Source organism: Pseudotabrizicola algicola (assembly GCF_010915705.1).
GTDB classification, from domain to species: domain Bacteria; phylum Pseudomonadota; class Alphaproteobacteria; order Rhodobacterales; family Rhodobacteraceae; genus Pseudotabrizicola; species Pseudotabrizicola algicola.
Map to the genome: position 1 here is coordinate 1 of NZ_JAAIKE010000001.1, position 24637 is coordinate 24637.

The 24637-nt window shown below is 66.5% G+C and carries 23 protein-coding genes; 18 read left to right on the plus strand and 5 right to left on the minus strand.

Annotated features, from left to right (window positions below; translation table 11 throughout):
- From G3572_RS00005 to G3572_RS00020, 4 genes are all read left to right on the plus strand, one after another.
- The coding region (locus tag G3572_RS00005) for a phage major capsid protein (protein WP_205518383.1) at positions 1 to 616 on the plus strand (616 nt) is incomplete at its 5' end.
- A gap of 74 nt (positions 617 to 690) precedes the next feature.
- Entirely contained in the window at positions 691 to 1026 is a 336-nt protein-coding gene (locus tag G3572_RS00010; protein WP_164608639.1) for a DUF2190 family protein, read from the plus strand.
- Positions 1026 to 1337 carry a head-tail joining protein gene (locus G3572_RS00015; RefSeq protein ID WP_164608640.1) on the plus strand — a complete coding sequence of 104 codons (312 nt, stop codon included), beginning with the start codon at positions 1026 to 1028 and terminating at the stop codon, positions 1335 to 1337. Before G3572_RS00010 ends, G3572_RS00015 begins: the two co-directional genes overlap by 1 nt.
- Positions 1334 to 1963, plus strand: coding sequence for a DUF6441 family protein (locus G3572_RS00020; protein WP_164608641.1), 630 nt, complete (start codon positions 1334 to 1336; stop codon positions 1961 to 1963). Before G3572_RS00015 ends, G3572_RS00020 begins: the two co-directional genes overlap by 4 nt.
- A 23-nt stretch (positions 1964 to 1986) precedes the next feature.
- Here the strand turns inward: G3572_RS00020 and chrA are convergent, their stop codons facing one another.
- Together chrA and G3572_RS00030 are read right to left on the minus strand one after the other, a co-directional pair.
- The gene (gene chrA, locus G3572_RS00025) at positions 1987 to 3354 is read right to left on the minus strand and encodes a chromate efflux transporter (RefSeq protein WP_164608642.1); all 1368 of its coding nucleotides are present in this window, start codon (positions 3352 to 3354) and stop codon (positions 1987 to 1989) included.
- Complete coding sequence (locus tag G3572_RS00030; protein ID WP_164608643.1) at positions 3354 to 4175, minus strand: chromate resistance protein ChrB domain-containing protein; 822 nt, start codon at positions 4173 to 4175, stop codon at positions 3354 to 3356. The genes chrA and G3572_RS00030 overlap by 1 nt, the downstream gene beginning before the upstream one ends.
- Positions 4176 to 4345: 170 nt before the next feature.
- On the opposite strand from G3572_RS00030, the gene G3572_RS00035 reads away from it, so the two are divergent.
- The 14 genes from G3572_RS00035 (at position 4346) to G3572_RS00095 (ending at position 18003) form a co-directional block, all read left to right on the plus strand.
- Positions 4346 to 4765 carry an acyl-CoA transferase gene (locus G3572_RS00035; protein ID WP_164608644.1) on the plus strand — a complete coding sequence of 140 codons (420 nt, stop codon included), beginning with the start codon at positions 4346 to 4348 and terminating at the stop codon, positions 4763 to 4765.
- A gap of 24 nt (positions 4766 to 4789) precedes the next feature.
- Positions 4790 to 5728 carry a phage tail tube protein gene (locus tag G3572_RS00040; RefSeq protein ID WP_164608645.1) on the plus strand — a complete coding sequence of 313 codons (939 nt, stop codon included), beginning with the start codon at positions 4790 to 4792 and terminating at the stop codon, positions 5726 to 5728.
- Between the two features lie 2 nt (positions 5729 to 5730).
- Positions 5731 to 6168: a phage-derived protein YdaY family protein gene (locus G3572_RS00045; RefSeq protein ID WP_164608646.1), complete on the plus strand. Its 438-nt coding sequence runs from the start codon at positions 5731 to 5733 to the stop codon at positions 6166 to 6168.
- 98 nt (positions 6169 to 6266) lie between these two features.
- The gene (locus G3572_RS22230) at positions 6267 to 6395 is read left to right on the plus strand and encodes a DUF7697 family protein (RefSeq protein WP_255453286.1); all 129 of its coding nucleotides are present in this window, start codon (positions 6267 to 6269) and stop codon (positions 6393 to 6395) included.
- Complete coding sequence (locus G3572_RS00055) at positions 6388 to 8823, plus strand: phage tail tape measure C-terminal domain-containing protein (protein WP_164608647.1); 2436 nt, start codon at positions 6388 to 6390, stop codon at positions 8821 to 8823. The genes G3572_RS22230 and G3572_RS00055 overlap by 8 nt, the downstream gene beginning before the upstream one ends.
- 3 nt (positions 8824 to 8826) lie before the next feature.
- Entirely contained in the window at positions 8827 to 9453 is a 627-nt protein-coding gene (locus G3572_RS00060) for a DUF2460 domain-containing protein (protein ID WP_164608648.1), read from the plus strand.
- Positions 9450 to 9800, plus strand: a complete 351-nt coding sequence (locus G3572_RS00065; RefSeq protein ID WP_058248933.1) for a hypothetical protein — start codon at positions 9450 to 9452, stop codon at positions 9798 to 9800. Before G3572_RS00060 ends, G3572_RS00065 begins: the two co-directional genes overlap by 4 nt.
- Complete coding sequence (locus tag G3572_RS22235) at positions 9793 to 9924, plus strand: hypothetical protein (RefSeq protein ID WP_263740042.1); 132 nt, start codon at positions 9793 to 9795, stop codon at positions 9922 to 9924. Before G3572_RS00065 ends, G3572_RS22235 begins: the two co-directional genes overlap by 8 nt.
- Before the next feature lie 5 nt (positions 9925 to 9929).
- Positions 9930 to 10574, plus strand: a complete 645-nt coding sequence (locus tag G3572_RS00070) for a lysozyme (protein WP_013654518.1) — start codon at positions 9930 to 9932, stop codon at positions 10572 to 10574.
- The gene (locus G3572_RS00075) at positions 10571 to 10780 is read left to right on the plus strand and encodes a hypothetical protein (protein ID WP_041375644.1); all 210 of its coding nucleotides are present in this window, start codon (positions 10571 to 10573) and stop codon (positions 10778 to 10780) included. Before G3572_RS00070 ends, G3572_RS00075 begins: the two co-directional genes overlap by 4 nt.
- Complete coding sequence (locus tag G3572_RS00080) at positions 10777 to 11661, plus strand: phage/gene transfer agent baseplate hub protein (protein ID WP_164608649.1); 885 nt, start codon at positions 10777 to 10779, stop codon at positions 11659 to 11661. The genes G3572_RS00075 and G3572_RS00080 overlap by 4 nt, the downstream gene beginning before the upstream one ends.
- On the plus strand, positions 11658 to 12092 hold the full coding sequence (locus G3572_RS00085) for an NlpC/P60 family protein (RefSeq protein ID WP_164608650.1): 435 nt from the start codon (positions 11658 to 11660) through the stop codon (positions 12090 to 12092). Before G3572_RS00080 ends, G3572_RS00085 begins: the two co-directional genes overlap by 4 nt.
- 9 nt (positions 12093 to 12101) lie before the next feature.
- On the plus strand, positions 12102 to 16067 hold the full coding sequence (locus tag G3572_RS00090) for a baseplate multidomain protein megatron (protein ID WP_164608651.1): 3966 nt from the start codon (positions 12102 to 12104) through the stop codon (positions 16065 to 16067).
- A 10-nt stretch (positions 16068 to 16077) separates the two neighbouring features.
- Complete coding sequence (locus tag G3572_RS00095) at positions 16078 to 18003, plus strand: DUF2793 domain-containing protein (protein ID WP_164608652.1); 1926 nt, start codon at positions 16078 to 16080, stop codon at positions 18001 to 18003.
- 43 nt (positions 18004 to 18046) lie between these two features.
- Here the strand turns inward: G3572_RS00095 and drmC are convergent, their stop codons facing one another.
- The 3 genes from drmC to drmA are packed head-to-tail and all read right to left on the minus strand — an operon-like array spanning position 18047 to position 24635.
- A complete protein-coding gene (drmC, locus tag G3572_RS00100; protein ID WP_164608653.1) occupies positions 18047 to 18808 on the minus strand; it encodes a DISARM system phospholipase D-like protein DrmC in 762 nt (253 codons plus the stop codon).
- A complete protein-coding gene (drmB, locus tag G3572_RS00105) occupies positions 18808 to 20649 on the minus strand; it encodes a DUF1998 domain-containing protein (protein WP_164608654.1) in 1842 nt (613 codons plus the stop codon). The genes drmC and drmB overlap by 1 nt, the downstream gene beginning before the upstream one ends.
- The gene (gene drmA, locus G3572_RS00110) at positions 20646 to 24635 is read right to left on the minus strand and encodes a DISARM system helicase DrmA (RefSeq protein ID WP_164608655.1); all 3990 of its coding nucleotides are present in this window, start codon (positions 24633 to 24635) and stop codon (positions 20646 to 20648) included. The genes drmB and drmA overlap by 4 nt, the downstream gene beginning before the upstream one ends.
- Between the last annotated feature and the right edge of the window lie 2 nt (positions 24636 to 24637).

A 24637-nucleotide genomic window follows, 5' to 3' on the forward strand; every position in this document is an offset into this window, starting at 1 on the left:
CACCCGGCAGGTGCTGATCAACGACGATCTCGACGCCTTCACCCGGATCCCGGCCATGTACGGCAACTCCATCGCCCAGCTGGAAAGTGACGTGGTCTGGGGCATCATCACCGCCAACCCGGCCATGGCCGATGGCACGGCGCTGTTCCACGCCAACCACAAGAACCTGGCGGGCACCGGTGCAGCGCTGGCCGTCGATGCGGTGGGGGCGGCCCGTGCGGCGATGGCGCTGCAGACCGGTCTCGACAAGAAGACGGTGCTGAACATCCGTCCCGCTTTCCTGATCGTGCCCGCCGCGCTGGAGCTGAAGGCCGAGCAACTGGTCGCCCAGAACCTGGTGCCCGCCGCGACGTCCAGCGTGGTTCCCCAGTCGATCCGCACGCTGGCGCCGATCAGCGAGCCGCGCCTCGACTCGGCCAGCGCCACCGCCTGGTATCTGGCCGCAAGCCCGAACCAGATCGACACCATCGAATACGCCTATCTCGAGGGTCAGCAGGGCGCCTATATCGAGACCCGCAACGGCTTCGATGTCGACGGCGTCGAAATCAAGTGCCGCCTCGACTTCGGCGCCAAGGCCATCGACTGGCGCGGCCTCTACAAGAACCCGGGCGCGTGACGCCCGCTTCCTGAACCCTGACACGCGGGCGGTCCTGATGGGCCGCCCTTCGTCTTTCCACGAGGATCACCCCCATGAAAAACTTCGTCCAGCCCAGCAATACCATCACCTTGACCGCACCCTATGCCGTCGCCTCGGGCGATGGCCTGCTCGTCGGTTCCATCTTCGGCGTGGCGGCAGGCGCCGCCGCCCTCGGCGAGAGCGTCGAGACCGCGCTCACCGGCGTCTTCGACATCACCAAGATCGGCTCGCAGGCCTGGACCGCGGGAGCCCGGATCTACTGGGACGATACCAACAAGCGCACCACCAACGTGGCCACCTCAAACACGCTGATCGGCGTCGCCACCGAGGCGGTCGCGGGCGGGGCCGGTGACACCATCGGCCGGGTGCGATTGAACGGCGCGTTCTGATGAACGCTTTCGCCGCCGCCGTCAGCGCGCTCTTTTCCGATCCGAACATCGGCAGGGATGCGGCCTACACGCCCGAGGGCGGCGCGCCCGTGCTGGTGCGCGTCGTCGCCCGGCGCGCTGACGCCATCACCGACTTCGGCGATGCGAGGCTCTGGTCCGAGACCACGCGGATCGACCTGCGCGTCGCCGAGGTCGCGAACCCGCGACCGGGCGACCGGATCGAAGTCGAAGGCGAGGCCTTCCTCATTCAGGGCGAACCCGTCCGCGACCGTGAGCGGCTCGTCTGGACCGTCGATCTGAGGTCCGCGTGAAACTGAAGCTCAACATCGATCCCGACATCGTCGCGATGATGCAGGCCGAGGTGGCGGCGGGGGAACGCGCGGTGACCGCTGCCATGCGCGAGGCCGGGACCGGGTTGAAGGCCGCGTGGCGCTTGCAAGTCACCGGCGCAGGGCTTGGCACACGCCTTGCCAACACGATCCGAAGCCAGACGTTTCCGAAGGCTGGCGAGAGCCTCGACGCCGCCGCGCTCGTCTGGTCCCAGGCCCCGGTCATCGTCGGTGCGCATGACACCGGCCCGCTGATCCGCTCGAAGACCGGCTTCTGGCTAGCCATCCCGCTGCCCGCCGCAGGCAAATCTCTGCGCGGCGGCCGGATCACCCCCGGCGAATGGGAGCGGCGACGCGGGCTGCGCCTGCGCTTCGTCTACCGCCGCACCGGCCCGAGCCTGCTGGTGGCGGAGGGACGGCTGAACACGAAGGGCCAGGCGGTGGTATCCCGCTCGAAGACCGGGCGCGGCAAGGTCACCGCGCCGGTCTTCCTGCTGGTGCCGCAGGTCAAGCTGCCGAAGCGGCTGGATCTGGCGCGGGATGCGGACCGGGCGCTCGACAGCGTGCCGGGGCTGATCGTGGCGAATTGGGTGGACGCGAAGCTATGACTAGCGCCCAAACAAGAGCAGCCTCAGGTCAAGCCCATGGACGCCAGCGCGACACCGGCCAGCGCGCAGCCCGCAAGGACCGTCACGGCGCCCAGCCTGAAGCGGAACACCGCCACAAGCGCGGCAAGCACCAGTGCCGCAGCCGCGAGGTTCACCGTCGACCAGACGGGCACATCCAGATCGAGGCCGTACGCTGTAACGGTCCGCACCTCGTCGAAGACGACATGCAGACCGAACCAGACGGCAAGGTTCAGGATGACGCCCACCACGGCCGCGGTGATGGCGGTCAGGGCGGCGGTCAGCACCGCGTTGTCGCGCAGACGCTCGATGAAGGGCGCGCCGAGGAAGATCCACAGGAAGCAGGGAACGAAGGTCACCCACGTCGTCAGCAGCCCGCCGAGCGTTGCCGCCATCAGGGGCGACAGGCCGCTCGCCTCGCGGAAGGCACCCATGAAGCCCACGAACTGCGTCACCATGATGAGCGGGCCGGGCGTGGTCTCCGCCATGCCGAGCCCGTCCAGCATCTCGCCGGGAGCAAGCCAGCCGTAGTACTGCACCGCCTCCTGCGCGACATAAGCCAGCACCGCATAGGCGCCGCCGAAGGTCACCACGGCCATGACGCTGAAGAAGCCCGCGATCTGCGAAAACACGTTCTCCGGCCCGAGGGCCGCGAACAACAGCGCCACAGGGGCAAGCCAGAGGACGAGGAAGACGCCGGAAATCCGAAAGGCCCACCCCCGGTTGACCTGCGTGTGAACCGGCGATTCCTCACCCAGCAGGGTGTCGGCGTCGTCGACCTGGACCGTGCCGACCTTGCCGTGTCCGTCGCCGCCATGGAATGCGGGCAGGCCCGCACGCGCGCCGAAGAACCCGATCAGGCCAGCAACGAGGATGATGAGCGGAAACGGAATGGCGAAGCCGAAGATCGCCACGAAGGAGGCGGCGGCGATGGCGACCATCGCCCCGTTCTTGAGCGCGCGCGATCCGATGCGGATCACCGCCTGCACCACGATGGCCAGCACCGCCGCCTTGAGCCCGAAGAACAGTGCCTCGACCGGGCCGACATTGCCGTAGAGCGCATAGATCCAGCTGAGCGCCATGATCGCCACGACGCCGGGCAGCACGAACAGGACGCCCGCGATGATGCCGCCGAGCGTGCGGTGCATCAGCCAGCCGATATAGACGGCGAGCTGCATTGCCTCCGGCCCCGGCAGGAGCATGCAGTAGTTGAGCGCATGGAGGAACCGTTTCTCGCCCAGCCAGCGCTGCTCCTCGACGAGGATCCGGTGCATGAGCGCGATCTGTCCGGCCGGACCGCCGAAGCTCAACAGGCCGATGCGGGCCCAGATGCGGGTGGCCGCGGCCAGCGTGGGGTATGCGCGGTCCTGCATCAGTCTGCCTTCGGCTTGTTGGTGGGCCAGTTGTGGGTCTCGTCGGTGGCGTCCCGCGCCCAACGAAAGAAGGCGTCGTAAAGCAGCATCCCGGCCTCCAGCTGCTCCAGATCGTCGGAATACATCCGCGACAGGCCGAGCGACGCGGCAAGCAGACCGGCCGCCTCGGGCGCGAGGTCGAGCCGGGCGGTATCGGCGCCGCGCACGATTGTGGCGAGCCGGTCGAGGGCGGGAATGCTCAGGCCGAACTCGGCCAGCATCACGTCGAAGGTGCAGAGGTCGTCCCGGTGGCTCCAGAACACGCCTTCGATGTCGAAGGGCGATGCGTTGTAGCGTTCGGCGACGCCGATCACCTCGGCGGGCGCCACGAACAGGATGATCGCCCGGGGATCGAGAAAGCGCCGGATCAACCAGGGACACGCGATGCGGTCGATCTTGGGGCGCGAGCGGGTGACCCAGATGGTGCGGCCCTGCGCGTCGCGCGCGGGCAGCTTCACCGGATCGATCAGCGGCAGGCCGGCGGAGCGCCATGCCTCGAACCCGCCCTCGAGATACTCGGACGGGCAACCTTCGGCGCGAAGCAAGGCGGCAGTGCCCTGACTGCGCCGGTGACCGGCCTGACAAACGGCGATCGAAGGCTGGCTGCCGAGCTGTGGCGCGAGGGCGGCGAGCGCCTGGTCGTCGATCCGGACAGAACCTGGGAGCAATCGTGGATCGGCGGCGAAATCTTCCTCGGACCGCACGTCGAGCAAAAGCGGTGCGCGGGGGGTTCCGATGATGCGGGTGAGCTTGTCGAACGAAATGGCATTGGGCGCAGGCATGTGCGTTCCTCCGTCGCCGGGGTTGAACAGGAACGCGATCTTCAGCTGGCGCCTCGTGGGGAGCTCGCAATCCCCATGGGTCCAGTTACCGGAAGTGCTCTGAAACTGTCAAGAATTGCAAAGGTCAAGCTGCCCATGTTCGGGCGCTTCGGACATCGAAGAGACCCTCCATGCCCACCCCTCGTGAAACCATCCTCGCCGCGCTGCATGCGCGGCTCTCCGCGCTGCCCGCCACTGTCCTGCGCGGCGAGGTGCTGCCCGAGCGCGTGCCGGCCGAGGGCCTGCTGATCCTGCGCGACGGCGAGCCGGGGGAGCCCGAAGTTACTCTGTCGCCGCTCGCCTACCACTACCAGCACCGCGCCGAAATCGAGGCGGTCGTGCAGGGCGCCGCCCGTGACATTGCCTTCGACACGCTGACCGCCAGCATCGGCGCGGCACTCGCCGCCGACCGCACGCTGGGCGGGCTCTGCGACTGGGTCGAGGCGGAGGCTCCGCGCCCGGTCGATCTGCCGGTCGAGGGCGCGGCCAGCCTGAAGGCCGCGGTGATCCCGGTCGTGCTGCACTATTCCACGGCCGACCCGCTCGGCTGACCCCGACAACCCGAGGAGAACACCATGGCACGAGCCCAAGGGGCGCGGGCGCAGATGGCGCTTGCGTTCGAAACGACCTATGGCACTCCGCCGGCAGGCGGCTTCACGAAGATGCCCTTCGCCAGCACCACGCTCGGCGCGGAGCAGCCGCTCTTGAACTCGGAACTGCTCGGCTACGGCCGCGACCCACTGGCACCGATCAAGGACGCGGTCACGGCCGACGGCGACGTCGTCGTGCCGCTCGACGCGGAGGCCTTCGGCTTCTGGCTGAAGGCGGCCTTCGGCGCGCCGACGACGACGGGCACCGGTCCCTGGACGCACGAATTCCGGTCCGGCGCCTGGACTCTACCGAGTCTCTCCATCGAGACCGGCATGCCGGAGGTGCCGCGCTACGCCATGTATTCCGGCTGCGTGCTCGACCAGATCACCTGGCAAATGCAGCGCTCGGGGCTGCTGACCGCCACGGCGCGCTTGGTTGCGCAGGGCGAAACGGTCGGCACGACCACCAGCGCCGGCACGCCCGCCGCGCTGGAGCTGAAGCGCTTCGGCCATTTCAACGGGTCGATCACTCGGAACGGCACTGCCCTCGGCAATGTGGTCTCTGCCGACATCACCTACGCCAACAACCTCGACCGGATCGAAACCATCCGCTCGGACGGGCGCATCGATGGCGCAGACCCGTCCATCGCGGCTCTGACCGGCTCCATCGAGGTCCGCTTCGCCGACAGCACGCTGGTCACGCAGGCGATCAATGGCGATCCTTGCGAGCTCGAGTTCGCCTACGTCCTGCCGTCCGGCGAGAGCTTCACCTTCACCGTGCATGCCGTCTACCTGCCGCGCCCGCGCATCGAGATTTCTGGGCCGCAGGGCGTGCAGGCGACCTTCGACTGGCAGGCCGCGCGCGACAGTGTGGTCGGCCGTATGTGCACGGCAACCCTGATCAACGACATCGAGGTATACTGAGAATGCTGACGCTCGACCTGACCAATGCGCCCCGCTGGCATGACCTCGCGCCCGGTGTGCGCGTGCAGCTGCGCCCACTGACGACCGCGCTGATGGTGACAACGCGCAGCGATGCCGCCGTCGAAGCGGTGTCCGAGGAGGCTTCCGACGAGGAACGTGCCGTCGCCTTCGCCAAGGCGCTGGCGCGGCGGGCGGTGCTCGCCTGGGAGGGTATCGGCGATGCGGACGGCAAGCCGATCGATCCCAGCCCTGAGGCCATCGACGCGCTGCTCGACATCTGGCCGATCTTCGAGGCGTTCCAGTTGACCTACGTCTCCAAGGGTCTGCTTCTGGAGCGGGAAAAAAACGCCTCCGCGCTCTCGCCGAATGGTCCTTCGGCGGGGGCGAGCGGTACTGCGAAGCCTGTACGCAAGCGTGCGAAGACTGCCCGGCGCGGCTGAACCGCCCGCTCACGTATGAAGGCTGGCAGGTCTGGGACCTGGTCGGCCGTCTCGGCGGCCAACTGCGCGTCCTGCCCGGTGCGGTGATCGGCTGGGACATGTCGGCGGCACTAGCGCTCGGTGACGCCCTCGGCGTGCCGCCGCTCGCCATGGCCGAACTGCTGCCCGTCATCGAAGCGGTGATGGTCGCCAAACTCAACGAACAGATGGAACGCCCCAATGGCTGAAAAACGCGTCAGCGTCCGCCTTGCGGCAGTCGGTGGTCGGCAGGTGCGCGCCGAACTGGAAGGCGTCGGCGAAGCCGGTGCTCGAGGCCTCGGACGGCTGAGCCGCGAGATGGAAGCCGCAAACGCCCGGCTCGCAGCCTTCTCGCGCCGGGTGCGTGTGGCCGCCGCAGCCGCCGTGGCAGCGGCCACCGCCGCTGGCGTGGCGATGATCCGCTCCGGCCTCCAGACCGTCGATGCGGAGGCCAAGCTCGCGCAGTCGCTGGGGACCACCGTCGCCTCGATCCAGACGCTGGAGCGCGCGGGCGAACTGGCGGGCGTGTCCATGTCCGGCATCGAGCAGGCCACCAAGGATCTGACGCGCCGTCTCAGCCAGGCGGCCGCCGGGACCGGTCCCGCCGCCGATGCGCTGGACCGGCTGGGTCTTTCGGCCAACGACCTGATCGCGCTGCCGCTGGACCAGCGCGTCGGCGCGATCAACGCCGCCATCGAGAATTTCGTGCCTGCCGCCGAGCGTGCGGCCGTCGCGGGTCAGCTTTTTGGCGAGGAAGGCTCCATCGCCATGTCGCGCATCGACACTGCGACACTGCGCCAGGCGACCGAGGACGTGCTTGCCTTCGGCGTCGCCGTTTCCGAACAGGACGCCGACCAGATCGAGCGCACGAACGATGCCATCTCCCGGCTTGGGCTGATCTGGCGGGGGCTGTCGAACCAGCTGGCCGTTGCCGCTGCCCCCGCGCTGGAAGCCGTCGCCAACGCCATGGCGGCGGTCGCCAGCCGGACCGGCCCGCTCGGTATCGCCATTCGTGGCCTCTTCGACAATATCGGCCGCCTGACCACCTATGCCGTGACCTTCGCGACCTTCCTCGCGGGCCGCTGGGTCGCCGGGCTGGCCGCCGCCGCGCTGTCGGTCCGTGGGTTGGCCACCGCGCTCGTCGTGTTGCGCGGGGCGCTGATCCGCACCGGCATCGGCGCTCTGATCGTCGGCGTCGGGGAGCTGATCTATCAACTTTCCCAAATCGTCGCCCGCGTGGGCGGGGTCGGCGAAGCGTTCCGGCTGCTCTCCGATCTGGCCTCCGAGGTCTGGTCGCGCATCGGGCTCGCGCTCGACGCCGCGCTGGCCCGCATGGCGGCGGGATGGGAAGGGCTGAAGGCCGCCGCGCTCTCGGCGCTCGACGGCGCCGTCGCAGGCGTCGTGGGTTTCGGGGATCACACCGTCGCGACCTTCCAAGGGGCCTATGACGGCGCGGTGGCGATCTGGGGCAGCCTGCCGGGGGCTATCGGCGATTTCGCCTACCAGGCCGCGAACGGTCTGATCGGCGGGGTGGAGGCCATGCTGAACGGCGTCGTCACCCGCATCAACAGCTTCATCGAGACCCTGAACGCCGCGCTGGCCCTGCTGCCTGAATGGGCGACCGGCGAAGGCGGCGTGCGGATCGGCACGCTCGATGCGGTGGACCTGAGCCGGATCGACAATCCGTTCGAGGGGGCCGCGACGGCGGCGGGTACGGCGGCGGCCGATGCGTTCTCGGCGGCGCTTGCCCGAACCTACATCGCGCCGCCCGATCTCGGTCTCGGCGCCATGTCGGAGGACGCACGCGCCCGGGCCGATGCCTATCGCGAGGCCGCGGGCATGCTGACCGATGCCGCGACCCGGCCCCTCGCCGCCTGGCAGGCGCTGAAAGATGCCGTGACCGGGTCCGGCACGGAGGCCGAGGCCGCGCTGGCGGATGCCGCGACCTCCGCCGATGCGCTCGCGACCGGGCTCGACGGCACCACTGCCGCTGCCAATGGCGCCGGAGGTGTTGCCCGCGATGCCGGAACCGCCGCTGGCGAAGGGGCCGAGCGTGCGCTGACCGGATGGCAGGCGGTGACGGCGGCGCTCTCGGACTATGCCAGCCGGGCGCGGGAGATCGGTGGCGATATCGGCCAGAGCCTTGTCAGCGCGTTTCAGTCGGCCGAGGACGCGGTCGGGGAATTCGTGAAGACCGGCAAGCTGAACTTCCGCGATCTTGTGACCTCGCTTATCGCGGACCTCGCGAAACTGGCGGCGCGGCGGTTCATCCTCGGCCCCATCGCCAACGCGCTCTCGGGCGCGCTCGGTAGCACGGGCGGGATCTTCGCCAATATCCTGCACGCGGGCGGCATCGTCGGATCGTCCGGCCCCTCGCGCATGGTCCCGGCCATGGCCTTCGCCGCCGCGCCCCGGATGCATTCAGGCGCTGCGGTCGGTCTTCGCCATGACGAAGTGCCTGCAATCCTGCAAAGGGGCGAACGGGTCCTCTCGCGCCGCGAGGCGCAGAGCTACGGCACGAGCGGCGGGGTCAACGTCACCATCATGGCCCGCGACGCCGAGAGTTTCAGGCAATCCCGGACGCAGGTCGCGGCGGACATCGCACGGGCGGTCTCGCTCGGGCGGAGGGGGATGTAAGCCATGGCGTTCCATGAGGTCCGGTTCCCGGACAACATCAGCCGAGGCGCGCGCGGTGGGCCCGAGCGGCGCACGCAAATCGTCGAGCTGGCCTCGGGCGACGAGGAACGCAATGCCAGCTGGGCCAACTCGCGCCGCCGTTACGACGTCGCCTACGGCATCCGACGCGCCGACGATCTGGCGGCGGTCGTGGCCTTCTTCGAGGCGAGGAACGGTCGCCTCCATGGCTTCCGGTTCAAGGACTGGGGCGATCACAAATCCTGCCTGCCCTCGGACACGCCTTCGCCGACCGATCAGTCGATCGGCACCGGCAATGGCGCGACGACCGCCTTCCAGCTGGCGAAGCGCTACGCCTCGGGCAGCCAGACATGGGTGCGGACCATCGCCAAGCCGGTCGCAGGTTCGGTCGCGGTCGCCTTGAATAGCGCGCCCCAAGCGTCCGGCTGGTCCGTCGATACCACGACCGGCGTCATCACCTTCACCACCGCGCCGGGTTCTGGCGTCGCGGTCACCGCAGGCTTCGAGTTCGATGTCCCGGTCCGCTTCGACACCGACGTGCTCGACGTGACGCTCGACCTCGAGCGGCTGGGCTCGATCACCTCCATTCCGCTCCTGGAGATCCGACGATGAATGACGAAACCGGATTTCTGGCGGCGGCGCTGAAGGAACTGCTCGCCTCCACGGCGGTGATCCTCGCCGCCTGGGGCGCGCTCGGGGGCGCGACCAACGCGCTGACCACGAAGATGCGGCTGCGCGACGCGCTGCGCCACATCCTGCTCGGCGGGCTGATCGCGGCCGGGATGGGCAGCCTCTCGATGGCGATCATCACCCGCTGGCTTGGCCTGCCGCCCGAGGCGATCCCGGCCGGGGGCGCGGCGGGTTCGGCCGCCTATCTGGTCGGCGTCTTCGGTCCCGCCTTCATCGAGGTGCTGCTCGCCCGTCTGCGCCATGCCGGGAAAGGCGATGGCGATGCATGACCTTCTCCGTCTCGCGCGCTCCCTGCGCTGCGACCCGGCCGATCCCGGCCAGGCCTTCCGCCACCGCCTGGGCATCGGCATCGCCGTCGCCGCGCTGATCCTGATCCTCTCGCTTCTGGGGTAACTTCCATGCAGATGACTGACCGGGGCCTTCTGGCCCTCGTCCGGCACGAAGGCATCGTGCCCGGACCCTACCGTGATGTGAAACAGGTCTGGACCTTTGGCATTGGCCACACCGCCGCTGCCGGGGCACCCGATCCGGCCGCGATGCCGCGCGGCATGCCCGCCAATCTAGATGCAGGGATCCGCGAGGCTTTTGGGGTCTCCCGCGCCGACCTCGCGCGTTACGAGGCCGCCGTCCTGCGCGCCGTGAAGGTGCCGCTCAAGCCGCACGAGTTCGATGCGCTGGTTTCGTTTCACTACAATACAGGCGGCATCGCCAAGGCTGCGCTGACCCGGCACCTGAACGCGGGCGACCGGGTTGCAGCTGCAGCGGCTTTCATGGGCTGGCTCAAACCCGCCGCGATCCAAGCGCGGCGTGAGGCCGAGCGCGACCTCTTCGCCACGGGCCGCTATCCCGCCGGCACCATCCCGGTCTGGTCGGTCGACCGCAACGGCCGGGTCGATTTCTCGCGACCGATCCGGCGTCTGACCGAGAACGAGGCGCTGGCGCTACTTCGGCCGTCGACTGCGTCGGTGCCGACGCAATCCGTTGTCGCTCCGCCGTGGTGGCGGAGGCTGTTGGACCACTTCAAAGGAAAGGCAACATCATGAACTGGAACCTTGCGCGTGGGCTGATCTACCTTGCCTGTCTGGCGGCCTCTGGTCTGGCGATGGCCGGGCTGGCGGATTTCGATCTGGCGACCGGCACCTTCGACTTGAGGCCCTTCAACATCTACGCGCTGACCGGCGCTGGCGGCGGTGTCGTCTCGTCCGCACTGGCCTCTCTGGCGTTGCTTCGCGGCTGGGGGCGGAAGTGAAATCCCTCTCGCCCGAGCTTCAGGCCCATCTCGACGAGGGCACGACGACGCTCGCCTGGTGCTGGCGGATCACCCGGGCCGATGGCGTCACCTTCGGCTTCACCGATCACGACCGCACGCTCAGCTTCGATGGCACGGACTTCGAACCCGAGAGCGGGCTGACGGCGTCCGAGGTGCGCTCGGGCTCGGACCTGTCGGTCGATGCGCAGGACGCGGAAGGCGTGCTGACCTCGGACCGCATCACCGAGACCGACATCCTCGATGGCCGCTGGGACAACGCGGCGGTCGAGGTCTGGCGCGTGAACTGGGCCGACACCGGACAGCGCGTGCTGATGCGGCGCGGAGCCATCGGTCAGATCCGGCGCGGGCGGCTGGCCTTCGTCGCCGAGGTGCGCTCGCTCGCCCATGTCCTCGGCCAGACGGTGGGGCGGACTTTCCAAGCGACCTGCGATGCCGCGCTCGGCGATGCGCGCTGCGGCGTCGATCTGGCGGAACCGGCCTTCAAGGGAACCGGCGCCGTCATCGATCTTCTGCGCGACCGCGGGTTCACCGCCTCCGGTCTCGGCACCTTCGAGGTTGGCTGGTTCACATTCGGCACGCTGGACTGGACGAGCGGCGCGAATGCTGGGCGGCGCACCGAGGTGCTGGGCCATGACGTCACGGACGGCATCGCGGTCCTGACCCTGCTCGAGGCCCCGGTGCGGGCCATCGCCGAGGGCGACGCCTTCACCATCCGCGCGGGCTGCGACAAGCGGATCGAGACCTGCGGGGCGAAGTTCGCGAACACCACCAACTTCCGCGGCTTTCCGCACATCCCCGGACAGGATGCGGTCCTGCGCTACGCGACGAAGGATGGCGGGCATGACGGGGGTGTGCTGTGAGGCCGGCCGACCCCGACAGGGTGATCGCGGCAGCGCGGTCGTGGCTAGGCACGCCGTACCATGACCAGGCGAGCCTCAAGGGCGTTGGCTGCGACTGCCTCGGGCTGGCGCGCGGCGTCTGGCGCGAGGTTGTCGGTCCCGAACCGTTCCTGATCCCGCCCTATAGCCGCGACTGGGGCGAGACCGGCCCGCTCGAGGTTCTGGCCGAGGGCGCGCGCGCCATGATGATCGAGGTGTCGCCCTCCGAGGCGGGTCCCGGCGCGTTGGTCCTGTTCCGCATGAAACCGCGCGCCATCGCCAAGCATGTCGGCATCCTGACCGGGCCAGACAGCTTTCTCCACGCCTACGAGCGGCTCGGCGTGATCGAGGAGCCGCTGACCCAAGCCTGGCGGCGGCGCATCGCCTTCGCCTTCCTCTTCCCGCAACGCTGAGACCTCGACATGGCCACCCTCATTCTCGGCGCCGCCGGTGCCGCCATCGGCGGCTCGATCGGTGGCGCGATCCTCGGCGTCAGCGCCGCAACCATCGGCGGCTTCATCGGCTCCACCATCGGCTCGGTCGTCGACAGCTGGATCGTGTCCTCGCTCGCACCGACGCAAAGGATCGAGGGCGCGCGGCTCGACAGCTTGCGCATCACGTCTTCGACCGAGGGGGCCGTGATCCCGCGCCTCTACGGCCGGATGCGGATCGGTGGCAACATCATCTGGGCCACCGATTTCCGCGAGGAAACCAAGACCACCACGCAGGGTGGCGGCAAGGGCGGCGGGGGCGGCAAGGTCAAGACGACCGAATATCTCTACTACGCGAGCTTCGCGGTCGCGCTCTGCGAGGGGCCGATCACCGGCATTGGCCGCATCTGGGCCGACAGCAAGCCGATGGACCTCTCCGGCGTCACCTGGCGCTGGTATCCCGGCGACGAGGCGCAGACCGCCGATCCGTTCATCGCCGCGAGGATGGGCGCGGCCAGCACGCCGGCCTATCGCGGCACGGCCTATGTGGTCTTCGAGGAACTGCCGCTGTCGAGCTACGGCAATCGTCTGCCGCAGCTCTCCTTCGAGGTGTTCCGGCCGCTCGCCGACCCCGACACCGCCGAAGGCCTGACCCGCGCCGTCACCCTGATCCCGGCCTCGGGCGAGTTCACATATGCCACGCAGGCCATCCGCAAAACCTCCGGCGGTGCGACGCAGGCCGAGAACCTGAACGCGCTCTCGGACACCGCCGACTCGGTGGTCGCACTTGACCGACTGCAGGCCATGGCGCCCACCGTCGAAAGCGTCAGCCTCGTCGTGGCCTGGTTCGGCGATGACCTGCGGGCCGGATCTTGCAAGCTGCGCCCCGGCGTCGAGGTCTCGGCCAAATCGACGACGCCGGTTGGCTGGTCGGTCAATGGCGTCAGCCGCGCCGATGCCTTCGTCGTCAGCCGCGACGCCGAGGATCGCCCGGTCTATGGCGGCACGCCGGCCGATTTCGCGGTGGTGCAGGCCATCCGGGAGATGAAGGCGCGTGGGCTGCGCGTCACCTTCTATCCCTTCATCCTGATGGACGTCCCGCCCGGCAATACGCTGCCGAACCCGTATTCCGATAACGCCGCCGAGACCGGCCAGCCCATGTTCCCCTGGCGCGGCCGGATCACCTGTTCGCCCGCGGCGGGCTATGCCGGGAGCGTGGACAAGACAGCCACCGCGTCGAGCCAGGTGGCGGCGTTCTTCGGCAGCGCCAGCCCCTCCGACTTCGCGATCTCCGGCGAGACCGTCTCCTGGACCGGCCCGTCCGGCGACTGGGGTCTGCGCCGGATGATGCTGCACTACGCGCATCTCTGCGCGGCGGCGGGCGGGGTCGATGCCTTCCTGATCGGCTCGGAAATGCGCGGCCTGACCACCATCCGCTCGAGCGCCAGCACCTATCCCACCGTCACCGCGTTCAAGGCGCTCGCCGCCGACGTTCGGGCCATTCTCGGTGCTGGCACGGACATAGGCTACGCGGCCGACTGGTCGGAATACTTCGGCCACCATCCGGGCGACGGCAGCGGCGACGTCTATTTCCACCTCGACCCGCTCTGGTCGGACGCCAACATCGATTTTATCGGCATCGACAACTACATGCCGCTCTCCGACTGGCGCGACGGCTTCGGGCACGCGGACGCGGCCGAGGGCTGGCCCGCGATCTACGACCGGGCCTATCTGCAGGCGAACATCGCGGGCCGCGAAGGCTTCGACTGGTTCTACGCATCGGCGGCGGATCGGTCGGCACAAGTGCGCACGCCAATCACGGACGGCGCGGCGGCTAAGCCGTGGGTCTTCCGCTACAAGGATCTGCGCAACTGGTGGAGCAACCTGCATCATAATCGCCCCGGTGGGGTGGAGAGCGGCACGCCGACCGCGTGGTTGCCGGAGTCCAAGCCCATCCGTTTCACCGAACTCGGCTGCCCGGCCATCGACCGGGGCACCAACCAGCCCAACGTGTTCTTCGACCCGAAGTCGTCGGAGAGTTTCACGCCCTATTTCTCACGGGGCTGGCGCGACGACACCATCCAGCGCGCCTATCTCGAGGCAACCTATCTCTTCTGGGGTGAGGTCGCGAACAACCCGCTGTCCTCGGTCTACGGCGGCCGGATGGTCGACGTGCCGGAATGCGCGGCCTGGACCTGGGACGCGCGGCCGTATCCGTTCTTTCCCGAACTGACCGATGTCTGGACCGATGGCCCCAACTGGCGGCTCGGCCATTGGCTGACCGGACGGCTGGGAGCCGTGTCGCTCGCGGCGCTTGTCCGGCACCTCTGTCTGCGCGCGGGATTGCCCGAGGATCGCATAGACGTCACCGGGCTCTGGGGCGCGGTCGAGGGTTATGCCATCGGGGCGCTCGAGAGCCCGCGCGCCTCGATCACCACGCTCGCGCGGCACTTCGGCTTCGATGCCGTCGAGACCGAAGGCGTTATCCGTTTCGTCATGCGCGGCCGGGCGGCGGTGGCGAGCGTCGAACCGGACGATCTGGTCGCCGCGCGCGAAGGTGACGTGCTGGAACTGACGCGCGGCCAGGAGACGGAACTGCCCCAGGCCCTGAAGTGGCAGGTCGCCCGGGCCGACGAGGATTACGAGGCGGCTCAGTTCGAGGCCCGGCGGATCACGGTCGATACGACGCGGGTCGCCTCTGAAAGCTTCCCCATGGCAGTGCCGCCCGATGAGGCCGAGCGCCGCTGCCGCCGCGCGCTGATGGAAGCCTGGACCGGCCGTGAGAGCGCAACCTTCCGCTTGCCGCCCTCGCGGCTGGCGCTCGACCCTTCAGATGTCGTCATGCTCGCCCATGACGGCCGGTCCATCCCGCTGCGGCTCATCTCGATTGCCGATGCCGACGCGCGCGGCATCGAGGCAGTGCGTCAGGACCGAGAGGCCTACGACCTGCCACCTGGCGCACCGCGACCCTCGGCGCTGGCGCAGGCCGTGGTTTTCGGCGCGCCCGAGGCGGCCCTCCTCGACCTGCCGCAGCTGAACGAGGACCAGCCCGCGCATCGGCCCTTCGCGGCGGCGCATGCCGTGCCATGGCCCGGTGAGGTCGCAGTCTACCGCAGCCCCTCGACAGATGACTTCGACCTGCTGACCACGTTTGGCACACGCGCCCGGTTCGGCACACTGGTCTCGGACTTCTACGCCGGGCCGACGTCACGCTTTGATCTCGGCAATGCGCTGGTGGTCGATCTGCTGACCGGCACGCTGGAAAGCGTCACCGACCTGACCCTGTTCGGCGGCGCCAATGCGGTGGCCATCGAGAGCGCGCCCGGTGTCTGGGAGATCGTGCAAGCGGGCGCGGCCGAACTGATCGCCCCCGGCCGGTATCGCCTGACCCGGCTCCTGCGCGGCCAGCGCGGCACCGAGGGCGCCATAGGCAACCCCGTGTCGGCGGGGGCCCGGGTCGTGGTGCTCGACGCAGCGCTGGCATCGCTGCCGATCGCCGAGGCCGATCTCGGCATTCCGTGGAACTGGCGCATCGGCCCCGCGAGCCGCCCGGTCAGCGACGAGACCTATGTGGCGCAGGCCTTCACGCCCGAGGGCGTGGGGCTTCGCCCGTTCTCGGTCGCCCATGTCGAGCAGCCTTGGCGCAGACCGCGCACGGCCGGGGACCTGACCATCCGCTGGACGCGCCGATCCCGCGCACTCGCCGCCGACAGCTGGGGCGGGCTCGAGGTGCCGCTGGCCGAGGAAATGGAGGCTTACGAGGTTGAGATCCTCGACGGTGCAGTTGTCAAGCGATCCTTGACCACTGCCACGACCAGCGCGCTCTACACCGCCGCCGCCCAGACCACCGATTGGGGCGCGCTACTCGGTCCAGGCGACACGCTCGACATCCGCATCTTTCAGCTCTCCGCCCTCGTCGGGCGGGGCGCGCCGAAATTCGTCACGTTGATCTTCTGAGGGCCATCCCATGTCCGACGCCACGACCCATCTGCTGCTGCCCTACATCCTCGCGGCGCAGGCCCAGAAGCACATCACCCATAACGAGGCGCTGCGGATCCTCGACGGGCTGGTCCAGCTCTCCGTTCTCGACCAGAATCTGACCGTTCCGCCGGGAAGCCCCGCCGATGGCGACCGTTTCCTCGTCGCTTCAGGTGCCACCGGCGACTGGGCGGGGTGGGACCTGAACATTGCCCTCTGGACCGACGGTTCCTGGCTGCGCCTGCCGCCCCGGACCGGCTGGCGGGCATGGGTCGAGGACGAGGCCGTACTGCTCGTTTGGACCGGCGCGGCCTGGGAGGTCGTGGGCGAGCCGAGCGACATCTCGGACGCCATATTCAGCCTCGTGAACGACGCCGATCCCACCAAGAAGGCCGTCTTCTCGCTGTCCGGCATCAGCACCAGCACGACCCGCAGCTATACCCTGCCGAATACCTCGTCGGAACTGGCGATCCTGGCAGGTACGCAGACCTTCACGGGCAACAAGACCTTCTCGGGCACGCTGACCGCCTCCGGCACCGTCACGGTCTCGGGCGCGACGGCCACCATCGGCACCGCGACGGGCACGGCGACCTACGGCATGGGCACCGGGGCGACGACGACCGGCCTCACCAAGACCGTGAACCTCGGCACCGGCGGCGCATCGGGATCGAATACCGTCGTCAACATTGGCCCCGCGACCTCGGGCGCGAATGGCACGACAGTGATCAACACGCCGACCGTCACCTTCGCCAATGCCGTGACGCAGGTTGGCATGCCCCAGGCCAACCTGACCGCCCAGCTTCTGGGCCTCGGCGGGGCGACGGCCGACAGCTACAATCGGCTCTCGGTCAACACGCCCGCGGTGCTCCTGAACAACGCAGGTGCCGGGATCGAGGCGACGGTCAACAAGGCCGCGGCCGGAAACGATGCCAGCTTCGCCTTCAAGACCAACTGGTCGGCGCGGGCGCTGATCGGCCTTCTCGGCAGCGACGATTTCAGCTTCAAGGTCAGCCCGGATGGCTCGGCCTTCTACGAGGCGCTCCGCATCGACCGCGCGAGCGGCCGGGTCGAGATGCCCGAGCCCGTCGTGCTCCCGGCGCTCGATGCCGTTCCCGCGCCGCCGCCGACTGGCAAGCTCGCCCTCTATGCGCGGGACCGCGCAGGGGCCGGATGGCTCGACGTCCAGCGCCCCTCGGGGCGGTTCTTCCCGCTCCAGCCGCATTTCGGGGTGAACCGGATCGCGACCTGGGCGCCGTCCACCGGCACGACCGTCAACACAAACGGCATGCCGCGCACCGCTGTCGGCACAGTCGCCACGCCGACGCTCGCCACCACGAACCTCTCGACCTCGATGCGCCGCTGGCGCGTGACCAGCGCCGCGACCGCCGATGCAGCAGCCGAGGAACGCTCGGCCGGCTGGGTCTGCTGGCGCGGTAACGCAGATGGGCTGGGCGGCTTCACCTATGTGAACCGGCTTTCGCTGGTGACGCTGCAGGGGACCGGCATGGGCTTCTTCGGCCTCTATGGCTCGACAGCAGCGCTGGCCACGACCCTGACGTTGTCGGCCGTGGTGAACTGCATCGGCATCGGCTTCCAGCGCGGCACCCACACGAACTGGCAATTGGTGCAGAACGATGCTTCCGGCGCGCCCACGCTCACCGATCTCGGGGCGAGTTTCCCGGTCGCGAGCACGACCAACGTCCTGACGCTCACACTCCTCGCGGCGCCGAACAGCAGCGAGATCGGCGTCCGGGTGGTCGAGGAGGTCAGCGGGGCGGTGGTCGAGGCTATGCTCGACACCGACATCCCGGCCGCGACGCAACTCCTGAGCCCGCGCAACTACATGAACAACGGCGCAACGGCAGCGGCAGTCGCATATGATTGCTCGGGCGTATATGTCGAGACAGATTATTGACTTACGTGCCAAGCAATCATCACACTTGGCCGATTTGAATGGACTAAATTTTGCGGATGACCTTGGTTTCAATCAACGCATGGAGGTGCGCGCGAAGCCCTGTTGGCACATGCCCACCGTTGATCACGACGCCCGCTTCCATGTTCTTTTCTAAGGCATGTCCAGTGAGATTTGCGCTGGTCAGGAACGCGGCTTTGCCGTCTGCTACCGCAACTTTCGCATGAACTCTCCCCTCGGTGAAAGGTGGCGGTCGCTCAGTCCAAACAAATAGCGCTGCCGAAGGCACATAACGCCGCATGGTCGCAATCGGATCGACAGATAGGCTGCCCCCGTGACTCGATGACGTTTCCAAAAGAATTTGAATGTTGACGCCGCGATTTGACGCCGCATTCAACGCGTCTACGACCGAAGAAACGTCGTAGACCACGAAGCTTACGAGAAAGAGGTCGCTTTGCGCTAGACCGATGATGTCTAGAAGGACCTGTTCGGTGCGCCGGGTAGGAACGAATGGCGTAGTCGGACCTGTCCAGACAAGCTCGACTGTACTCTCTCGCTGTGACTTCTCTCGGGCAAAAGTCGCTCCGATCAGTATTCCGGCGAGTACATCTCCTGAGATGTCGGTCTGTTCCCAAACAGCAATGAGGCGATCAAGCGCTGCTCGAGCTGACGGAGTCGTCACAAGTTTGCGCAGGCTCCCAACACTCCCTGTCGCGTCCGATGTGCGGACACGAGCAGCGAGGGCTTCAATCCTAGAGGGTGACAACAGGGTCACGAGGTCTGCGGCAGCAATCAGCAAGGCATCCATCAAATGCTCCCGAAGAATGCCGCATCGGGGTTTTCGAGCGTGGGTACGACAAGCGCGCGATCGAGGTGGCGGTTCCCTCGCTCACACGACGTCTCAGAGACGAACGAACAGGCGTGACATGCTGCTCCGTGAAGAGACTGGTCCTTGCTCGGGTCGTGTTCTGCGCAGAGTGGGTCCGAGGCGCAGATGTGGGCGCGATCCAGAGCTTGGCGCAGAAGTCTTCCGAGATTCTCAGGCTTCCCGAGCTCCACGAGACCACCGAGAGTTCCATCCGAGTCCGCAGCGGCCGTGTAAATGAGAAACCCGGCTTGATCCCTGCCGTCATCTACGTCTGCATAAATGCGCTCACGAATGCTAGCGGCATTGTATCCGCATTCCAACGCCAATTCCCGGATCAGCATGTGGGCTAGAGTGTGCAGCATGACATAGCGCACCCCTGGATAACCTTCGTTTGGATCCAGATTCCTCTTTTGGCGCCAGCCGCGATGACCTTGTCGGAGCCGCGAATCGAGAGCTTTTACAGGATCTTTATCTGCCCAAGCCTTCAAAGCATCCGTGTCGAAGCGAATGAAAATCCCTTCACCGTGAACTTGAGTCGCGGGCACCCAATTCGGCGCTGCACGCGCGAGAGGCGCTCGCGGGGTGGCCTGGTCTCCTGTGCCCTCGTCGGGGGACTCGACCCTCGTGAACCCAAGAAGGGCATTTACCTCACGTAGCCGCTCCAAGAGCAGCACGCGTTTGATTGCCGAACCGAAACCCGTGGGAATCCCAACTTTCGTACTCATGAAATGGGGATAATCGGTGGGAGGATTCTCAGCGGTGAGGACGTCCCATTCTGGTCCTTTCAGGTCACGCTGATCGACGTCCGATCCGCCGTTGCGATGGTTTTCGATAGCAGACCAGATTTGCTCGTCAGTGAACTGCTCGATGCCGGGCAACTGAGCGGTCTTTCTCAGCGTCTTGACGACAAACGCCACTTCCGCTGCTGAGGCGACGTCGTCAAAGAATGTCCAACCGTCCGCGACGAGTTGCGCAATAGGGCTTCCGACTTGCGGGATGGCGAGGACCGAAAGCGTAACCGGAAACCAGCTGTTGGTCGCCCCTAGGAGGATGGCCCGAGGATCATTGGCACAATCATCGTCGTAGCGGTCGATATGCGGGTGTCGGCCACGACAGGCTGGTAGATTGTCGCGTCCTGCTTGACCGAAGGCCTGTGACATATTTTTGGACGCACCGCAGCCATCGCATTTGACCCAAAGGTTTTCAGTCTGCAGAGAAGCTCCGCTCTCGAAGAACCTCAGTGTTGCACGGCAGGTACTGGGCCCACCGTGAACGAACCAGTGCCAGGCAAAGTCATCCAAATGACCGGCGCGACAAGCCATCAGGAAGCGCGCCGGAACAGCGTCCGCATCCCTGGCCCGTTGATCGTTGTTTGACCCCCGGCACCCTTCATGAACGAAACGCGTCAGCTCAGGACGGTATCTATTTTCCTTCAGCTTGAACAAGCCTGCGTCATAGGGCGAAAGCAAACCGCATTTGACGCAGCGAAGCCATCGAGGGAAGGGCTTAACCGGCACGCCGATCAGGGCCGCCGCCGAAAACGGGTCTGTGATTTCCCTCTCGCCCACGGGTGGCATGCGCAGCGACTCGACCTGAGGCCCGAGCACGCTTCTGACATTGGCGAGCAAACGAGCCTCTTGAATCGGCTGGCACCTATCTTTTTCCCAGCGGTCGATCCCCATCGTGACAACCGACATATTCGGTAGGTCGATGAGGGCGCCTGGTCCATAAGTCCAAAGCAACTGGCTCGGACGAATTTCTCCTACGGGTGTCCTACTCATTGCTGATCCTCCTCGGGCTGCGTCACCCGCGGGCGCCAAGTCGGATCACTTGTCGAGCGGTCGTCTTCCATTACGAGCCGAACTCCTGGCTCGACTTCGCGCATGGACATTGGAACCGTCCAATTGGTCCAAGGCTTTGTTCCCGGCACTGACAGGAGCGGATAGGATGTGGGGCCCGCGCCATGCTTTTGATAGACGAGCGTGCGGCCACCGACGCCAGATTCTTTAGCCCAATCGTCAGCACGACTCTTCATCGCGTCTTCAGTGAGCTTCTTCTTTTGCGAGTCCTCGGTCACTTCCCACGTCCGGGCAGCGACGGCGCCTACCGTTTCCAGCATTTCATTGCGACTGGGACTGTTCATGGCGCCAGCGCCGTCATTGGGTGCAAAGGGGTCATAGGCGTGGCGCATGATGGAGAGCATTGCCCCTGTGAGACCGCGATCCAGAGCTCGCGGAGAGAACGGGGTTACGGACTGGGCCTCGACATGTTGATAGAAGGTCGCGTGATAATGCTCGAAGGTCTCATAGTGCGACAGATCACGAGGCCGTGCCCATGTCAGCACGGTGGCTACGAGGCCCGGCGGTGTCCGGCCAACACGGCTGGTTGCCTGAATGTACTCTGCCGTGCCCTTCGGTTGACCATTTACCACCATGACACCGAGACGATTCACGTCGACACCGACAGACAGCATGTTCGTTGCAAGAACTGCATCGATTGGCCGGGCATCTCCGGGGTTCCTGTTGTTTACCCACTTTCCAAGTGACGGGTCGAACATGCCGTCGAAGGGGACCTCGAGCCGGTCAAGGTATCGAGGAATGTCTTGGCTAGAGACGCGAGAAGTTAGTTCGCTGATTTCCTCCACTCTACGCTGCGAAAGCCCGGGCCGGTCCACCAAGCTCATTTCGACACGGAAGGAGCGCGTTTGGACGTCGTCTTCCGCCAAACGCTTCATCCCACCGAGCTCTCGCAGCGAATTGAAGTAGCCTACGAGGGTCATGTAGGGGTCGGCAACCGGGCCGAACCGGTCAAACAGCGCTTGTGCAGCGGTGAGGAATGCAGTGTAGGTCCTGATAAGAACCGCAGGGCGGGAGCTGCCGGGTGCGCAGATTCCCATGTACCGTCGGCCCGGCTTCTCGCCGATAGATCTCTGGACCGAGAAGAAATTGTCCTCGACGTCCAGGCCGGAAGGCGGAAACACGGAAATGCGGCGCATGAACACATTACGCACCTGGTCGTCGGCCCGCCGTACGGTGGCTGTCGAAGCGACGACCTTTGGGCGGACCTTCTTGTCGCCCAGAGCCCAACTGCTCAGCTCGTCGACGGCCGTTTCGTAAAGCCCCACCATGGTGCCCAACGGACCGCTGATGAGGTGGAATTCGTCCTGGATGATCAGATCTGGCGGTCGGATTGCGCGAACCGGCTTCACACTGGCAGCCGGATACATCCCCCTTGCTCTGTGCCCGGTACCACAGTCGTGACTCGGCCAGAGCAAACCATGTCGCCCGCATTCCTGCTCCACGCGGCCGAAAAGATTCCGAACTTCGGGGCGCCACGCCATCATCGCGAACTTGTCCACGGTTGCGATCATCATCGTCGGCGGGCGGTGATAGATCTCCTCGTCGACGACTTTCACGGGAAGACCCGGATGGGGCTGCCCGCTGGATTTGGCCTTCGAGAAATCGCAGCTACCGAGCTTATCGCCGCAGTGAATCAATGTCCGGCCCGCAATCCTGTCGACCTCTATGTCGCGCCCGCCTGAAATCTCCGAACCACACCAAGGGCAGCTCGTCAGCTGCGCTGGTGATGCAATGCCTGACTTGTTGCGGTCGTTGTTTCGAATGGCCTCGACAGCCTGGTGAGACGCTTCGGTCGTGCCCGGTGTCACGCGATTGCCGACCCAGAGACCGAGCGTGAAAGGTTCCGTGCCCCAGGTCTTGTCGTCTGCACGACGGATGACCTCCATCGCGCACAGCAGCGTCGTGGCCCGCTGGAATTGTTGTAGCGTCAGAAGGCGCAGCGTGTAGCGCATGATGACTGCGAGACCGCGTGAAGCGTCGAGGCCGCCTAGATCATTTTTCAAGCGGCGCATGGCCATGGCGAAGGCCGCCACACCGAGATAGGCTTCGGTCTTCCCGCCACCCGTCGGAAACCAGAGGAGGTCCGCGAACGCCTCGACCGGCTTCGTCCGGTCCGGATGAGCGGGATCGGCCAGGGACGGGATCGATAGCAGCAGGAATGCCAGCTGGAACGGGCGCCAAGACCTGTTCTTGGGCACGTCCAATGTGCCCACGTCGACGGTCTCGTTCCGTCTGCGCTTCAGGGCGTAGATGCTTCGGACGCGCTGCATCGCCATGGAGCGGTTGGCGAAGCGGAATGCCTCCAGCGCCTTCGGATCAGCAAAGAGTGTTTCCATCCCATCTCGTAGACGACACAGGATCTCCTGGCAGCGCTCGATGACATCTTTACCTGGATTATCGAAGCCGGTGATCTCCGCACCCAACCGGGCATTCTGTTCGCCGATCCAAACGGCATAATCTTCAACGAGACACGAAAGGGCGTCGCGCAGCGCGTCCGGCGCCATCTCCGCCAGCCGCGTCATGTCGAGCCAGCCCTCGTCAACCATGCGTTGCATGGCTGGGCGATCCCTGGGATCGGAGCCGGGAGTTTCGGTCACGGCTACTTCGTAGCGCGGGATGATCTCGGTTCGGACGCGGTGCGCTTTCGTAGGGTCGTCTGAAGTCGTATCGGCGTGAACGGAAACGCCGTGCCCAACCGAGAACTCCAGCCGGTTACGATAGATGAGGGCGAGACGGTCGCGTTCGGGGTCATCGACGACCACTTCGTTGGAGGGGCGACGCCGGAAGACCGATTTGTCATCCTGATCTTCAGGGGCCTCGACGGTGATCTCGGGCTGGAAGAGCCAGGCGCTATCCTTGTTGTCCTCGGGCTCCAGCTGTCCGTTCACGAGGAACAGAGTGACGAGACGCTCACCCTTGTTGTTCGTCCGAACCGTGCCTTGAAGCCGAACATCCGGTTGGTCGGGGTCGGGGATAGACGGGGGGAGCGGCCCATCGATCAACGGCAGGGGGACGACACCGCCACACGGGACGCGCTGCCATACCTTGACCTTCACCTGTTCTTCTCGGCCGGTCTGGCGATTGCGCCGGGTCTTGGTGATGTCGTGCTCTGCATTGGGGACCCGTTCGTAACGCCCCCACCGGGCGTCTACCGCCAACGATTGAACGTCTGCGGCGACGCAGAAGGTCAGTCCCATGCTCGAAGGCACCAGCGACTGGTTGTTCGTCGTGTCGATCTCGTCGAGCGCGTCGTCTTCTGGCTCCACCCGGCCGGTGGCAGTCGGGAACTCCGCCCCGGGCTCGTGGAGGGGTGCGGCACGCTCTTCCTCGAGGTCGCCCGCCTCATCGGCACCGGAAGCCGGCTCCACATGCGCGGCCTGATCGTCACTCGGGCGTCGGGGTGCCAACTTGCCAACCAGATAGCGATCGCGGACGCTCATGTCCTTGATGAGCTCGTGCGGCCCTTCCGCTGGGCCGAGCAGATCGTCTCGCACCGAGACCTCGAGAAGATCGCGAACGTAGGTCACGTCTTGGATCAGCGGCACCGCGTCGGGTGAAGCAGCGCCGAGCGAAGGCAGTACACGAAGGAAATCATCCCATGGCAAACGTGTCGTCGGGGCGCTCGGCGCGGTCAGGCCGAGCGCGGTCAGGGGAACCGCCGGACCAACGGCATGAGCCTGGTCGAAATGGATGGTGCGACCGCCGGTATCCGACCGGACGCGCAGAATGCGTCCGACGATCCTTACCGCGTCGTCGGACCCGACGATGATTGCCCAGTCACCAGGAGCGACGGCGGTTTCGTGGGTCGGGCCGAGTTCGATCCGGAGTGCACGTCCGTTGCTGGCAGGCTCGCCATGGAGGATCCACGCAGCATTCTGGGGGGCGGCTTGTTCAATCAACTCGGTCATTT